The following is a 13857-nucleotide window of genomic DNA, read 5'->3' as shown; positions in this document are numbered from 1 at the left end:
TCTCTTGGAGGGATTGTTTGTTTATTGTGGTACTGGACGGTGGTCTCGGGGTGTTACTATGGTCATATCTATACGTGGCGTATGTGGCGTAACGTAGAATGATTTATTATTATAGGGTGATTGGAGATGAGAATATGTAGCAGAGAATAAAAAATATGCTCCAAATTGCAGCTATCCAACATGCTGTAAATATAATGTTTTTGTATAGAAGGATAGTGTCACAATATGTAGAGAGTGTTGCAATAAGTGTTTGTTCTCTAAAGGCTGTGTCTGAATAGTTTTGAAGATTATCAATTTCAAATTCAGAGAGCAAACTTGGATATGCAGATCGGTAATTATGGAAAAAAATTGTTTCTTGGATCAACTCTTTCAATTTTGAATCGACACTGTTTTTCTTTTTTTTGTCATCGGAAACAAGTGCGTTGAGGTATACGAGACAAAATTCATATGTTGATAGCTGAGCACGTAATATTTTTGCATACTCATCTTCTTTAATGTTTTCTTTTGCATGTTTAAGCGTTCTATAAAAATGGATAAAATATGGGTATAGAGCAAAATTTGTGAGTTGGTCCATCGTTTGAACCGCTAGTGAGAGTGCTCGCTTGGGTGGAAGTGCAAATTGTTCTTCAGAAGTGTAGAATTGAACCGTTTGTTCTAGTTCAGAATAAACAGTTGTATTTGATTTAAGTTCATAAACGTCTTCAAGATTTAACTCTTCTTTTGTAAGGGACTGATATATTTTTTGCAGTAAATTGAAGTAGGATTGAAATGCTGTTAAGCCGGTTGGTGTTTCTTTTTTCGCAGAAGGACAAAGGGGCCGAGTAGAACTTGGTTGGGAGGGGATCTCATAAGTGAGTTCTCTACAGTTTTTATTATGAATCGAGAGCATATTAAAGAAAATTGTCTCGAACTGTTCATGTTTTCTAGATTTAGTTTGGTATCGTAGTGTAATGATAATACCTAGGATACCTAGGGTAGAGATGAACGAATTTATTGGTGTGTAGAGATTTACGAGATCGTACCCTGATTTTCTTACCCATATTGAATTAGCAAGAGGTGTCCAATGCACTAATAAAATAAGTAGTAACAGAAGAACGGTTAGAGCTAAGAGGGATTTGAGTAGTAGACGTAACATTATATTCTCCAGTGCCACGTACTTATTGGTTTTTTATATTTTGCGCAAGCGAGTAGGGGGAGATCTCCCTTTTTAGTTTACGAAAGTCTCATTTCTGGCTAAGATCTAGGTAAGAGAGGAAGTTATGTATAGCAATGCAAGGTTAGAGAATGTGTATATGGAAGCCAGAAACTTACGTGCTGAGCTTGGAACTCTAGTTTCTTCTTCTGCTGGAGAGTCTCTTGCCGCTTGGGTTAAGGAGAACAAAGGTAGGATTTGTTATCGAGATGGCAATTCAGAAACTTTAGAAGTGGGTGAGGATGGAAGTTTTACAATTTTTCTTCCTCAACATACTTCAAAGCTTCGTGATAACTTTACTCTCGCACATGAGTTAGGACATCTTTTTTTGCATGCCGGATGGCCTAATCCTAAAGCGGGCAAGTATGGTCGCTGTGGAGTAAGGAATCCCCAAGAATGGGAAGCAAACAACTTTGCTGGTGAGTTATTAATGCCAGAAAGAGAAGTTAAAAAGTTTGTTCGACAAAATGGTGCTTCACCTCATGATTTAGCATTTAAATTTAAGGTTTCTCCAATGGCTGCTTCAGTGCGGTTAGAGGTTTTAGATCTAGCAATATAAACAAAACACCCTGTGAATACAGGGTTTTTTGTTTTCGTAAGATTTCTTAAAACTCCCGTCTCAATGAGGCGGGAGTTTTTTTATTCAGTCATGCTTCGTTGAGCTCTAGTCGCGCTATTCGAATTCACAAGTGCTTCATGCTCATGGGTAAAAAGTTTATGAGTAATATAAATTCGGAACCAACTGTTATTAATGAAATCTGCTGGGCTATTGAGAAGTTCCGTAGTTTGCTTAAAGCAAATGGTACATGTGTAGCCGTAAAAGTTTACCACATACTCCCCATCTGTTCCGAAGGATTGTACTAGAAGTGCGTCAGGTAGTTCTGATTTGATTATTGCACAGCGTGCCGTTGGAAAAGGGGTCTGTGTGAGGATGGCGTGATGGAAGCCTTCTATATACTCGTGCGCGTTAACTCCTCTGAAAAAAGATGATGAAGCTAATGTTGCTCTCAATAAAAGAGATTGGATAAAAAGAAGAACAGTTTTTTTGTGGCGTCCAGAGAATTCTAAATATTCTGAACTTACTGTTGAAGGGGGAGTATGGCAAAACAGATTACACGCGGTACTATCGATGTAATCAAATTTTTTTTCACAGTCCGCACAAAGTATTTTTTTGTCGTAAATTCCGGTCGGTATCCTCTTTGGGTAAGGAATTCCGCCTTGTTTCATTATAATTCTTGAGTTGTCTTTAAGAATGTGGCTGTAGCACCACTTGGGGATGATATGTGACTTTGCGAGCTTTTTCTTCTCGTTGCCGCATAGCTTGCATTTCATGTAATTACTCTTTCTTAAGGAAGATACTTGATGAAAGTGTGTTACTTTTTACGACGTTTTTTTGCGTAAGGCATAGAACGGTGAGTAGCGATAAATCTTTTTATCGATTCTAACTCATCGTCAAAATAGTCTTGAATACCAATGATTAGATTGCCTGATGACGATAGTTCGAAAGTGTTATTTGAGATTAATGGGGTAGAGTGTTCAAATCTGATAAATGTCTGATAGTGCCCAAAGTAAAATCTGTATCCACGTTTTCCATTCTGACGGTATTTTTGAGGCTCAAAACCAAGTCCTTGTTCGAGAATGCCAGAGCGAGCCATTTTAAAAATAAACCCTTGAGTGTTCGGGTGAGGGGCTTCGGTTTCAAGAGATTTTGCAAAAGGCTGTTCATAGGGCCCTAAAGAAACTTTTGAGAAGTAATCCATATCGCTTAGTGAAGCTCTGAGAAGCATTGATTGTACAAATAGTAGTGCAGTTCTTTTGTGTTTTTCATCAAATTCTAAATATCGTGAGTGTTGTGTCAACGGTTTGGTTTCACAAAAAAGTTTTGCAGCACGATCATCAATTCTTCCGAATTTTTTTTCGCATGAATGACACAGAATGTTTGGGTCAAAGTGCCCTGTACGTCTTTTTTTTGGTGGTGTTCCCCATTTGTTGACTTCTACAAGCGGTGATTGGTCCGTGGATATTTCTGCTGAGCACCATTTGGGGATGACATGTGACTTAGCAAGCTTATCAAATTCCCCGCCACACAACTTACATTTCATATCAACAAGTCCTTATCTCTTTTATATTCCATGCTTTTCCTAAACATGTTGACAATCAGTTCAATTGTAAAGCATAAATTCTCCTAGGCGCTCTCAACGCCTTTAGTCCAAAGCGGCCATCCGCTCCCGTAAGAAGTGGTTTTTTTGCGTCCAACGTTCAAAATGCTTTATCCCTAGGATACGTGCATCTTGCGCTAGGAAGCATCTTTACTTACATATGCCAAATATTTTGGTTGGGAGTACGAAGGTCATACAACACCCGCAAGGGGAAAACCTTCTGCCGTACTTTGGACGGTTGAGAGCTCCCAACCTTTTTTTATTGACAATGGTAAGCTCTTAAAATCTCAAAATCCAAAGGAGTTGCCTCATGGCACAATCAACCAACATTCCAACCGGAATGCTTCCAAGCATGGACGAGCTGCGCGACGCAGCTGCAACGCTCCAACAGATCCGCAAAGACACTTCCACAACAGAAAGCAGCCTCGCGCTGGACTACATTGCAGACAAGCTCATTCAACTCGCTAATACAGTTGATAGGAGGGTAGCAGCATGAGTCAGCCAGTAGAGCAGCCGGATCACGTAATGAATCTCTACAATATCGCCCGTTCCCTAAACCTAATGCATGAAGAATTCGGCGATAAATACCCAGAGCTAGTCTTCATCCTCCAATCCATGGAAAAGGCCGTAGAAGACTGCGCCGCCCACTTCGACGGAATGGAAGAACGGGTTACAGAATAGAAATAGAAAATTAAGAATAGAAATATGAAGCCCCCTGCCAATGTAGGGGGCTTTATTGTACGTATTGCTAATTAATTTTTTTTCTGTTGAGTTGATGTTCTCCCCAAGGTGCAAGGTAGCTCGTTGCGTGTTTAATAATGTTGTGGATATGTTCTTCTGTCAAAATCTCTCCCTCTTCTGCTCCACAGTTTGCAAAAGCATATTGAGTAGCTTCTCTGGCGACCTCTTTGCAGTGTTCTTCCTCATGATTAGCTAGTATGTCAGGTAAGAAATGGTCGAATGTTTTTTCTAAAGCACCTTTTGGAGTTTCGTTGTATTCATAACTGCTTTGAATTTTCTCAGGAGTGATTGTAGATAAATCTACTTTTAAATTCAGCGCCTCACCAGTTAGTGGATTTATCGAATAGGTTTCACTGAACTCTGCACCCGTATAGTTTGAAGATAGACACGATACGATTCGTGTTGACCCAAAGTATTCTAAATATCCTTTGATGAGACCGTGGGTAGTGTCCCCTTCCACATGAAGACAATGAATAGGTAGTCTTGGGCGGTCTTTAATTAAATCGGATGAATAGAAGTATCCAAAATTGGCTTGGGTTGAGCCTTGCAAGTAATTTAAGGCGTCCTGGCAAGAATTAACGGGGACGATTGTAGTGCTCAAGAGAGCAAGCAAGGATTTAATAAAAGAACGCCCCACTTCCTCCCCACCATATTGCATATCAGAAGAGAGCATGCCTTTAGGATAGGTGGAGGACGTCGTTTTTGTTAAAACAACCTTCTTTCCTTGTTTAGCGTATTTTTTGGTTACATCCTTAATCATTTTTTCAGCTTCAGCATCATTTCGAGCCGTCATTGTTATATGGATTTTTTCGTCTGTAATTGTTTTGTTATAAGTGGGTCTTGGGATGGTCATTCTTCCTGTAGCATCAAGGATAAATTCCTCACCGGCAGTAGTCGATACTATTCGTGAGGGAACTGTTCCTCGATCTCGCTTGATTCTGAGGAATAAGGCTAGGTCTTTGTAAGACTCGCTTAATGCAAAGTCCCAAGTTTCACCTTTTTCATTGTTGCATTTGTCACAAATAAAGTAAGTAACAGTTCGTTTTCCACCAATTGAGTTGGGGATAATATGTTCAGCAGTCTTATTGTCTTCAGTGAGAAGGCTAGAACAGATTGCACAGCGTCTTTTTTCCATGTTGTCTCCCTCAGTATTTTTGTGCTTTAGGTGTACAATACCTAGTGAGTGAATAACAATATGAAAAATGGAAAACTAAATAATATTAGGAAAGTGGTTGAGTTTTTCATGAGCAAAAAACTCCATCCCAGAATAAAAAACACTCCTCCGCTCCCGCCTTCGAGCATTTTTTTGCCACATTTTTGCAATTAGCGAGGGGTGCAAAACAGGGTGCCAGAGCCCGCCAGTACTGGATATTATGGTGGGATAGCCAATTGCACTTTTTGCAACGTTTTGCCAAGTTGTGCAAAAGAGAAGACTACTTAGGATTAAAGAAAAAGCTCATAACTTGCCGAAAGTTATGAGCTTGTCTTGTTTTTTTATTTAAAACTTCATGGCGAAAACAGAAAAGCACTGTGCAAGCGCATTTTTTCTCTACGCCTGCAATGCCGCATGTAGCCTAGCTTTTCTGCGATTCAAAGGCATCCAACATGTCTGCCCAGTCTTGCATTAATTTGTATCGCTCTGGAAGGTACTGAGCGCGGTTGTACGCTGCCCGGATTTTGTTGGCAGGGACATGCGCTAGCTGCATTTCTATCACGTCCGGATTGTAGCCTGCCTCATTCAAAATTGACGATGCCATGGCGCGGAATCCGTGCGCTGTCATTTCGTCTTTAGTAAAACCCATGCGGCGAAGGGCTGCAAGGCAGGTGTTTTCGCTTATGGGCTTTTCGTCTGTGCGTAATGACGGGAAAAGATACTTTCCTTGTCCGCTTACTTTTCGCAGCTCAAGCAGCAGCTCCATTACTTGATCTGAAAGAGGTACTATGTGTTCGCGCTTCATCTTCATTTTGTGCGCTGGGATAATCCACTGGCGTTCACTCAAGTCTACCTCTGTCCACTCTGCGTGCCGTAGCTCGCCCTGACGAGTGAACGTGTAGGCAGTCATGAGCAGAGCACACTTAGTAACAAAGAAGCCGTTGTAGCCTTTTATGACACGCATAAGGGCACCGGCTTCTTCCTTGGTGGTGAAGGCTGCAAAGTGGTTGCGTTTGGGAGGAGTGAGAGCGCCTTTAAGATCGCGCGTAGGGTCGCTTGGAATTATGCAGGAGGCGACAGCGTAGCGGCAGATCTGCCCGCAGATACCCTTTACCTTGTGTGCGGTAACGTGGGCTCCTCTGGCTTCTATATGGCGTAAGGCATGTAGGAAGTCGATCGGTTGCAGATCGTCAATAGGGCGGTCGCCTAGCGTGTTGTACACGTCGTTGTTGAGACGACCTACGACAGTGCGGCGATGGTTTGGCTTCCATTGGTGTTGTTTGGCGAGCCATTCTTCTGCAACATGGCGAAAAGTGATTACCGGAGCTTGTTTTTCTTTTTTCTGGGCAGCGGGATCTGTTCCTTCACGGAGGAGAACAGAAGCGCTTTTTTGAAGTAGCCTTACTTCTTTCAGCGAGACTTTAGGATAGACCCCCAAGGCAAGACGTTTCTCTTTGCCTTCAAAGCGATATTTCCAGCGCCAGTATTTGGAGCCGCTCGGGGTGACTTCTAGGTAAAGTCCATTGCCGTCGAAATACTTTTTTGTCCTAGCATCCGGCTCTAGGGCACGGATAGCAACGTCTGTCAGCTTCATTGGGGGCACCTCATAATGGGAAACAGAATGTGCCCCCAAATGTGCCCCCACAATGCGATTGCTGTCAACTTACCCCCAGAACCCTCGAGAGGTTCCAAGTCCCCATAAAAAAAGGGTTTCAGAAGATTTTGAAATCTACTGAAACCCTTTAAAAGTACCTCATGGTGGAGGCGGCGAGAATCGAACTCGCGTCCGAGAATGGTCCACTCGAAGCATCTACAGGTTTAGTCCTGGATTAATTTGTCTCGTCTTCCGCTTTGCCCCAGAACAGGCGACGTAAGACCAGTTAGCTGTATAAGTTTCGCCTCAGCTGCAGCAAACGCCCACTGAAACTAGTCGGATAGTGTTTTGTCATTCTCTAAGTCTATCTGACGTCAACAAAGAGAACGTGGCGGTCAATTAAGCTGCCATTGCGTATTCGTAATCGTTTGCAATTACTTTAGTGCCGCTTTTAACGAGGCCAGCGGCGCCTCGACCTGCAACTCCGGTTTCTTCTATCCCCGTCGAAACCAGTGCGCCCCCAAATTGGGAGTATCTGTTGTCAGTCAAAAAATGGGAACTAACGACAGATGGTTTATTGTGCGTTGTAATGGTGTATCCTGCAAGCAGAATCCATTCACGCAGGCGAAAGTGTTTACGTCTTTTTAGTAGACCCTGCAAGCAGAAAATGCAGTGTTTGAAAGACAGTACTACGTTTTTTACCTTTCAGAGAATATAATGCTTATTTTCCACTTGTCCAGAAGGCAATATCTTTATTTTGATAAATCTTCGATAATTAGTTTCGCAGCGCGGTCGGCAGCACCTGGTTCACCAACTTTTGTGCGGAGTGTCTTTAAGTCGTTACGGATAGCATCAAGCTTTCCGTGAGTATTAATCCATGCCAATGCTCGTTGAGCTATAACATCACCGTTTGCATCTTCCTGTAAAAGTTCTGGAAAGACTTCGCGTCCCATAATGAGGTTGGGTAATCCAACATATGGAACTTTGACGAGTTTTGTTCCCAGAAAGAAAGTCAGCTTAGAAAGCTGATAGGTGATTAATGTCGGAGTACCTACAAGGGCAGATTCCAGAGTTACTGTGCCGGATGCTGCAATGAGCATGGTACAACCGCGCATGAATTCATATCTATTTTCAGGATTGTGAATTGTGAGCGGAACGGAACATGTCCATAACTCACGCAATCGCTCCTGTGAAATACCTGGTGCCTGTATGCAGTGAAATTCCAGTTCAGGATTCTTTTTTGCCATAATGGAAGCTGCTAGAGCAAACTGAGGCATGAGCGATTCAATTTCTTTTTTACGGCTTCCGGGAAGAATACCAATGCGATTCTTTACTGGTTGAATATGGTCAATTGAAGGCCAGTCAATTACGTCTACAAGCGGGTTGCCAATATAATCAATGTCCATGTCGAATTGCTTATAAAATTCAACCTCGAACGGTAAGATAGAAAAAAGACGGGTGATATGCTTAGCAATAAACTTAGCCCTGCCTGTACGCCATGCCCACAGTTTCGGGGATATGTAGTAGTAAACAGGAATGCCGAGCTTGTAAGCATACTTGGCTACACGGAAGTTGAACTCTGGTGCATCAACGAGAATGACTGCATCGGGACGACGTCTCTCTAACTCGTTTTTGATCTGTTTCAGCATTTTAAAAATGTCGAACAGTTTTCCGAGAACTTCCGTAACGCCCATGACGGAAAGATCTTCAACACGCAAAACTGCGTCAAGACCTTTGGCGCGCATCTCCTGCCCACCCATTCCACAAAAAGTGGTGTCGGGTGCTATGGTAGAAATAGCTTCCATGAGCTTGCCGCCATGTAGATCTCCAGAGGTTTCTCCGGCGTTGATCCATATATTTTTACCCATCAAATTTCCTTATTAGTCCGTTCCTTGAACTGCTTTGGCTGTCTCGTTAGAATAGAAACGCATCATGATCGCAACGAAAATAATGGCAAAGATAAGGCGTGTCCAGAGGGTTCCACTTGAATGCGCGCCAAGGAGCATCATTAAAAGAGTATCCTCAATAAGTGCGTGAGCGAGCCCCATAAGGGTTAATGATGCAAATACATCGCGCTTGGACAGTTTGCCTGATTTGACTTCATGAATAATTAAGCCGCCACCGTATGTGATACCTAGTGATAAGCCCAGTACTGTAAGGGTTGCAGCATCTTTACCAATGCCGATAGCTTGAAGAACTGGCTTAAGTAGGTGGTTGAGCTTTTCTGTTATGCCATAATATGTGAGTAAACGCATTATGGCAAAAAGGGTAAGGATGATAAAAAACAGGTAAACAAGGTTGTTAGCTTCGTTTAACGCCCAAGGAATAATGCCGGCTTCAGGGAGTTGTGGTTCCCAAAGGATTTTGCTTTGTTCTGCAAAGATGCCAGTTTTTGTAAAAACAAGGTTCATCAAAAAACCGATTAAAAATGCAGAGATCATGCGGACAAGAATTTGTCCCGTCATGGAGACGCCACATTTTTGAGCCACCTTACATTCAACAGGGAGAGAATGAGCAAAAAGCATCATTGTGGTAAGTGTCGTTATTTGAGCAACGCTTAAGGGGTCCATTGTCGGAACCATTGAGATGTATACAATCAGGCCACTGTACAAGTTAACGATGATCGATGTTGCCCAGACAAGACCCATTTCAGCAGGAAGTCCTGCAATGCTCATGATTGGCTTGAGAGGCACTGCGAGATATTGGATGAGATCGAGTTCCTGAAGCAGTTTTACAATAATGATGACTGGGATCATTACTTTGTACAGGTCGAAACTGGCGGAAACAGCATCTTTTAGGAGTGTCTTACATGTATTAACGAGATTCACAGCAGTATCCTTTCAACTATTCAAGAATGTAAGTGAGTAAAATTTTGGTACATAAAACGAGAGCGTTCGTGCGTTGCTATCAGTGATATCCAAGAAAAGGTATCATTCGGCAAGGTTCACTATGGATTAAGAAGCTCTTTGTAGACTGCTAAATGAGTCTATACGTTATGACATTGTGATGAGCAGCATTTAATTACTGAGTGAGTAAATACTCGCATGGTGATGCGTCAAGAAAGAATCGCACAAAAAGAAGAGCTAGTCGTTAAAAACAGTAAGTCTGCTGCTCACTTGTACGATATATTGCTGCCTGCTGGATAGAACGACTTCGCCACTGAAATTGGGCAGATGCTCATTTCCAGTGGCGATTGTATTTTTTTATGTAGGGGCTAGTTACTTGGTTCCGTACCATTTCTTCATGAAGTCAAGGTACGCACCGGACTGGACATCTTTTAGCCAATTCGAGTTGTCCCTGTACCAATCGAGAGTCTCCTTGATGCCACGCTCGAAGGAGTATTCTGGTTCATACCCAAGTTCTTTTTGTGCAAGGGTGTAGTCCATTGCATATCTGCGATCATGTCCCGGACGATCTTTAACAAAAGTAATAAGGTCCTCTGGTTTTCCAAGATCATTCAAAATTGTCCGGATAACTTCAAGGTTGGTACGTTCTGCATTGCCGCCAAAGTTATAGGCTTTGCCTGCTTTACCTTTCAGAAGTGTAAGGTGCACGCCTCTGCAATGGTCAGATACGTGAATCCAGTCGCGGATGTTCATGCCGGTTCCGTATACAGGTAATGGCTTGTCGGTTGATGCGAGACTGAACATCAATGGAATGAGCTTCTCTGGGAACTGGTATGGCCCGTAGTTATTGGAACAGCGGGTGATGGAAACATTGTATCCATAGGTGCGGTAAAATGCGTATGCAAGCATATCTGCAGAAGCTTTTGATGCAGAGTACGGGCTGCTTGGATGAAGCGGTGTTTCTTCTGTAAATGCCGGGTCATCGAGTGAGAGGTCGCCGTACACTTCATCAGTGGAAACATGAACAAAACGTTTAATATTTGCTTTGCGTGCAGCTGTAAGCAGTACCTGTGTGCCCATAACGTTCGTAGTAATGAAAGGTGATGGATCATTAATAGAACGGTCAACATGTGACTCGGCAGCGAAGTTTACAACAGCATCAATCTCGTACTTTTTAAAGATGGCAGCCACTGCGTTTGCGTCGGCAATGTCAGCATGTTCGAAGAAGTAGCGTTTTTCGCCGTGTTTCTTTTCTATGGCTTGTAAATTTAAAAGGTTACCCGCGTAGGTGAGTTTATCCATGTTAACGACTGTGACGTCGCTGAATGTATTGAAGATATAGTGGATGTAGTTGGAGCCGATAAAGCCGCAACCGCCCGTAACGAGTAAATTCATATAGAAACCTCTTAAAGGAAGGATAAAATTTGTGCTGTTGTAACGGTAGATAGAGGCAAGGTCAAATTTAGAGATATGAACGAAAAATAGTAAGTTATCGGATAGATAGTATGTTATTATCTGCGTGCCTTATGAAGGCGATGAAGTAAAAAAATGTTCGATTTGACCTCGATAAAACTGTATTGTTCAACATTTTCTGATGGGTACGGAGATCTTCTAATTATGGATAACCTTGCTAATTGTGCGCAGATTAGCTAATTTATTTTGTTCAAATTTATTGACCTTATTTTGTGCAACCAGCTTCTGACAACGGTTTTCGGATCTCCTGGTCTCCATTCACCACCAGACTTATATTAGCGTGTGTATATGAAAAAAGGTATTTTACTTGTGGCATTTGGCGCTAATAACTTGCAGGCGCATCAGACACTCAGGCTTCTTGATGAGCGGGTGCGTTCGCGTTTTGACGGGGTAAATGTACGGCTTGCGTTTACTTCTGAGCTTATTCGTGACCGTCTTGCTGCGCAGCGTGTAAAACGAGATTCTGTTGTTAAGGCGCTGGAGAAGATGGCTTTTGAAAATTATACACATATTGCAGTGCAATCATTGCATATTATTCCCGGTGTGGAATATGAAGATTTATGCGCTCATGCAAAGACTCTTGTAACCTCAAGTCGTTTGCAGAACGTAAGTGTCGGGGCGCCGTTACTAAATTCAGAAGAAGACATCGCACAGGTTGTTTCGGCGATTATTCGACATATTCCTCCTAGCCGGAAAGTGGAGGAGGGAATTGTCTTTATGGGGCACGGATCATCCCATGAAGGTGATAGCTGCTATGATGCAGTTTACCAGCAGTTGCAACAGATTGATCCGAATATTTTTCTTGGAACAATGGATGGTAATCATACGCTTGAACATATCTTACCTGAATTGGCGGTTAGAGAAATTAAGCGTGTGTGGCTGATGCCGTTTCTATCTGTTGTTGGTCGCCATGCGCGCAACGACATGGCTGGCAGTGATGATGATTCATGGAAGTCACAGATCGAAGCAGCAGGTATACGTTGTACACCTATGGTGCTTGGTCTTGCTGAATATTCCAGCTTTGTAGATATTTGGTTGGATCATTTGGAAGCTACTTTGAGGCTTTTGTAATGTGGTAGTAATTTGAGAGGGTGACATGGTGAGTAAAAGAGTGTTGGCAAGCGTATGCATGGCAACATTACTATTCGGAACTCAGGCCGCAGCAGAAAATACGGGGGTAGATTCTGTTGCAATTAAAGCTTCAAGCACTATGGCAACACCTGTTGCAGAAAGTGCATCTACAGAAGCAACACAGATTCAACTTATTGAGCAGGCCATACGCGAAGTAGAAGCTCAGGTGCAGAGCGAAAGTCAGAATGAACTATATGAAAAGCAGAACATGCATGATGCTTCCAATATTTCTGAGACAGCGCTAAGCAAAGTTGTTCCAACGCTTCAATATCAACCACAGCAGCCGATACAGCATGCACAGCATGAGCAGAATTTCGTTCCTTCCTGGTATAAGGGGGGGGCAGAGCTCTCTGCAGAAATTCCGAAGGCTCCGCTTTTTTCGAAAGAGGGTTTCGAGCTGGAAAATTTTACACCGTATGAGCCAGGATTTATTCAAGAGTACGCTCATGGGGCAATAAACTGGCTTACGGGTACTGTGACAGCAAAAGGCAAAAGTCTTTCAACAGGCCTTGCGGTAAGTAGTCGTGAAGCACGGCTTAAGACTATGCGTGCGGCTACTGTTGATGCTCGAAAAAATTTACTTCAGATTTTGAATAAAATTCCGGTGACGGAAAAATTGCGTGTAAAAAATATTCTGCGGACAGATGAAGATATTATGCAGTTTGTGCGTGGCGACATGCAGAATTCTCGTATTACTTCAACAACCTTTGCCGAGGATGGCGTAGCAAGTGTTACCGTGAGTATTACTCTGCGCGATATGTTCCTTGAGAAGCTTATCGGTAAGCATGTGTCATTTCATCGGGTGAATGATAACCCGTACTCTGCTGCAAATGCTGTTGCAGAATCTATTGAAAACGCAGTGCTTCCAGATTCTCAGCAGGAATCCGCCGAGACAGACATTGTATTACCTATCGCTTACACTGGTCTGCTTATTGATGCGCGTGAAGTGGGGATTAGTCCTGCCATTACCGTTAACATTGTAGATGAAACAGGACACGTTCTGTACAGTCCACGAGTTGTTAACCGTAACGTAGCGTTGAGAAATGGTATGGTCGAATACGCGGGAACATGGGAAGAGGCTATTGCTTCAAAACGTAGCTCTACGAACCCATTGGTTCTTAAGGCCGTTCGTGTTCAGGGTAAAACCCGAAGCAATATTGTTATCTCAGATGAACAGGCTTTGTTGTTAAAACAGATCAACAACGCACATAATTTCCTTGAAGAAGGACGTGTAGTGGTTGTCTGTAAATAAATCGCTTATCAGTTTTTTCTGAACAAAGGTGTTGTTACCGTTGCGGCGGGCTTCGACCTTCTTTTAGTAGACTACACAACAGAGCCGTAATCATAGAATGTAATAAGGGTGAGTCCGTAAGGCTCACCCTTATTTTATTTCATCAGTCTTTTGTATGGATTGAAATTAATAAAGCCGTTGTCGTGATGGTAGAAAAAGTGTCTCGCCTAATCGCAGTCGAGAGGGCGTCCCTCTCGCGGGGATGCAAGGGGCTGGCCCCTTGCCCGTCGGAGACAACAAACTTCTCAGAAAAAATAATAAAAAAAGGGGTGAATCC

13 protein-coding genes and 1 other RNA gene are annotated in these 13857 nt (G+C 42.7%); 5 read left to right on the top strand and 9 right to left on the bottom strand.

The window, feature by feature from the left end; all coding sequences use genetic code 11:
- Positions 1 to 109 precede the first annotated feature (109 nt).
- The gene (locus ACZ5V1_RS08590) at positions 110 to 1135 is read right to left on the bottom strand and encodes a putative phage abortive infection protein (RefSeq protein ID WP_464391499.1); all 1026 of its coding nucleotides are present in this window, start codon (positions 1133 to 1135) and stop codon (positions 110 to 112) included.
- A gap of 124 nt (positions 1136 to 1259) precedes the next feature.
- On the opposite strand from ACZ5V1_RS08590, the gene ACZ5V1_RS08585 reads away from it, so the two are divergent.
- Positions 1260 to 1751, top strand: a complete 492-nt coding sequence (locus tag ACZ5V1_RS08585) for an ImmA/IrrE family metallo-endopeptidase (RefSeq protein WP_464391498.1) — start codon at positions 1260 to 1262, stop codon at positions 1749 to 1751.
- Positions 1752 to 1831: 80 nt separating this feature from the next.
- On the opposite strand, the gene ACZ5V1_RS08580 is transcribed toward ACZ5V1_RS08585, so the two are convergent.
- Together ACZ5V1_RS08580 and ACZ5V1_RS08575 are read right to left on the bottom strand one after the other, a co-directional pair.
- Complete coding sequence (locus ACZ5V1_RS08580; RefSeq protein WP_464391497.1) at positions 1832 to 2524, bottom strand: hypothetical protein; 693 nt, start codon at positions 2522 to 2524, stop codon at positions 1832 to 1834.
- 41 nt (positions 2525 to 2565) lie between these two features.
- On the bottom strand, positions 2566 to 3294 hold the full coding sequence (locus ACZ5V1_RS08575; RefSeq protein ID WP_464391496.1) for a hypothetical protein: 729 nt from the start codon (positions 3292 to 3294) through the stop codon (positions 2566 to 2568).
- 367 nt (positions 3295 to 3661) lie between these two features.
- Between ACZ5V1_RS08575 and ACZ5V1_RS08570 the strand changes: the two genes are divergently transcribed.
- Both ACZ5V1_RS08570 and ACZ5V1_RS08565 read left to right on the top strand, forming a co-directional pair.
- Positions 3662 to 3847: a hypothetical protein gene (locus tag ACZ5V1_RS08570; protein WP_464391495.1), complete on the top strand. Its 186-nt coding sequence runs from the start codon at positions 3662 to 3664 to the stop codon at positions 3845 to 3847.
- Positions 3844 to 4032: a hypothetical protein gene (locus ACZ5V1_RS08565; RefSeq protein ID WP_160717419.1), complete on the top strand. Its 189-nt coding sequence runs from the start codon at positions 3844 to 3846 to the stop codon at positions 4030 to 4032. Before ACZ5V1_RS08570 ends, ACZ5V1_RS08565 begins: the two co-directional genes overlap by 4 nt.
- Positions 4033 to 4099: 67 nt before the next feature.
- Here ACZ5V1_RS08565 and ACZ5V1_RS08560 read toward each other — a convergent pair whose 3' ends face one another.
- The 6 genes from ACZ5V1_RS08560 to rfbB form a co-directional block, all read right to left on the bottom strand.
- Complete coding sequence (locus tag ACZ5V1_RS08560) at positions 4100 to 5227, bottom strand: HNH endonuclease (protein WP_464391494.1); 1128 nt, start codon at positions 5225 to 5227, stop codon at positions 4100 to 4102.
- Between the two features lie 439 nt (positions 5228 to 5666).
- Complete coding sequence (locus ACZ5V1_RS08555) at positions 5667 to 6839, bottom strand: tyrosine-type recombinase/integrase (RefSeq protein WP_464391493.1); 1173 nt, start codon at positions 6837 to 6839, stop codon at positions 5667 to 5669.
- A 162-nt stretch (positions 6840 to 7001) separates the two neighbouring features.
- Positions 7002 to 7361: a transfer-messenger RNA gene (gene ssrA, locus ACZ5V1_RS08550) on the bottom strand.
- A 230-nt stretch (positions 7362 to 7591) separates the two neighbouring features.
- Complete coding sequence (gene lpxB, locus ACZ5V1_RS08545; RefSeq protein ID WP_464391492.1) at positions 7592 to 8707, bottom strand: lipid-A-disaccharide synthase; 1116 nt, start codon at positions 8705 to 8707, stop codon at positions 7592 to 7594.
- A 12-nt stretch (positions 8708 to 8719) separates the two neighbouring features.
- Positions 8720 to 9667 (bottom strand): hypothetical protein, encoded by a 948-nt coding sequence (locus ACZ5V1_RS08540; RefSeq protein WP_464391491.1) that lies wholly within the window; start codon positions 9665 to 9667, stop codon positions 8720 to 8722.
- A gap of 390 nt (positions 9668 to 10057) precedes the next feature.
- On the bottom strand, positions 10058 to 11080 hold the full coding sequence (gene rfbB, locus ACZ5V1_RS08535) for a dTDP-glucose 4,6-dehydratase (RefSeq protein ID WP_464391490.1): 1023 nt from the start codon (positions 11078 to 11080) through the stop codon (positions 10058 to 10060).
- 366 nt (positions 11081 to 11446) lie between these two features.
- Here rfbB and ACZ5V1_RS08530 point away from each other — a divergent pair, with 366 nt between their 5' ends.
- Together ACZ5V1_RS08530 and ACZ5V1_RS08525 are read left to right on the top strand one after the other, a co-directional pair.
- Complete coding sequence (locus ACZ5V1_RS08530; RefSeq protein ID WP_464391489.1) at positions 11447 to 12229, top strand: sirohydrochlorin cobaltochelatase; 783 nt, start codon at positions 11447 to 11449, stop codon at positions 12227 to 12229.
- A 25-nt stretch (positions 12230 to 12254) separates the two neighbouring features.
- Positions 12255 to 13541, top strand: coding sequence for a hypothetical protein (locus ACZ5V1_RS08525; RefSeq protein WP_464391488.1), 1287 nt, complete (start codon positions 12255 to 12257; stop codon positions 13539 to 13541).
- Positions 13542 to 13857: the final 316 nt, after the last annotated feature.

It is taken from the genome of Halodesulfovibrio oceani subsp. galateae, assembly GCF_055397225.1.
Note: the sequence above shows the minus strand (reverse complement) of the source record. Positions and strands in the feature narration are given on the sequence as shown.

Excerpts from the sequence above, each read along its gene's own strand:
- ACZ5V1_RS08590 (WP_464391499.1), bottom strand. The coding sequence starts at position 1,135 with ATGTTACGTCTACTACTCAAATCCCTCTTAGCTCTAACCGTTCTTCTG.
- ACZ5V1_RS08585 (WP_464391498.1), top strand. The coding sequence starts at position 1,260 with ATGTATAGCAATGCAAGGTTAGAGAATGTGTATATGGAAGCCAGAAAC.
- ACZ5V1_RS08580 (WP_464391497.1), bottom strand. The coding sequence starts at position 2,524 with ATGAAATGCAAGCTATGCGGCAACGAGAAGAAAAAGCTCGCAAAGTCA.
- ACZ5V1_RS08575 (WP_464391496.1), bottom strand. The coding sequence starts at position 3,294 with ATGAAATGTAAGTTGTGTGGCGGGGAATTTGATAAGCTTGCTAAGTCA.
- ACZ5V1_RS08570 (WP_464391495.1), top strand. The coding sequence starts at position 3,662 with ATGGCACAATCAACCAACATTCCAACCGGAATGCTTCCAAGCATGGAC.
- ACZ5V1_RS08565 (WP_160717419.1), top strand. The coding sequence starts at position 3,844 with ATGAGTCAGCCAGTAGAGCAGCCGGATCACGTAATGAATCTCTACAAT.
- ACZ5V1_RS08560 (WP_464391494.1), bottom strand. The coding sequence starts at position 5,227 with ATGGAAAAAAGACGCTGTGCAATCTGTTCTAGCCTTCTCACTGAAGAC.
- ACZ5V1_RS08555 (WP_464391493.1), bottom strand. The coding sequence starts at position 6,839 with ATGAAGCTGACAGACGTTGCTATCCGTGCCCTAGAGCCGGATGCTAGG.
- lpxB (WP_464391492.1), bottom strand. The coding sequence starts at position 8,707 with ATGGGTAAAAATATATGGATCAACGCCGGAGAAACCTCTGGAGATCTA.
- rfbB (WP_464391490.1), bottom strand. The coding sequence starts at position 11,080 with ATGAATTTACTCGTTACGGGCGGTTGCGGCTTTATCGGCTCCAACTAC.
- ACZ5V1_RS08530 (WP_464391489.1), top strand. The coding sequence starts at position 11,447 with ATGAAAAAAGGTATTTTACTTGTGGCATTTGGCGCTAATAACTTGCAG.
- ACZ5V1_RS08525 (WP_464391488.1), top strand. The coding sequence starts at position 12,255 with ATGGTGAGTAAAAGAGTGTTGGCAAGCGTATGCATGGCAACATTACTA.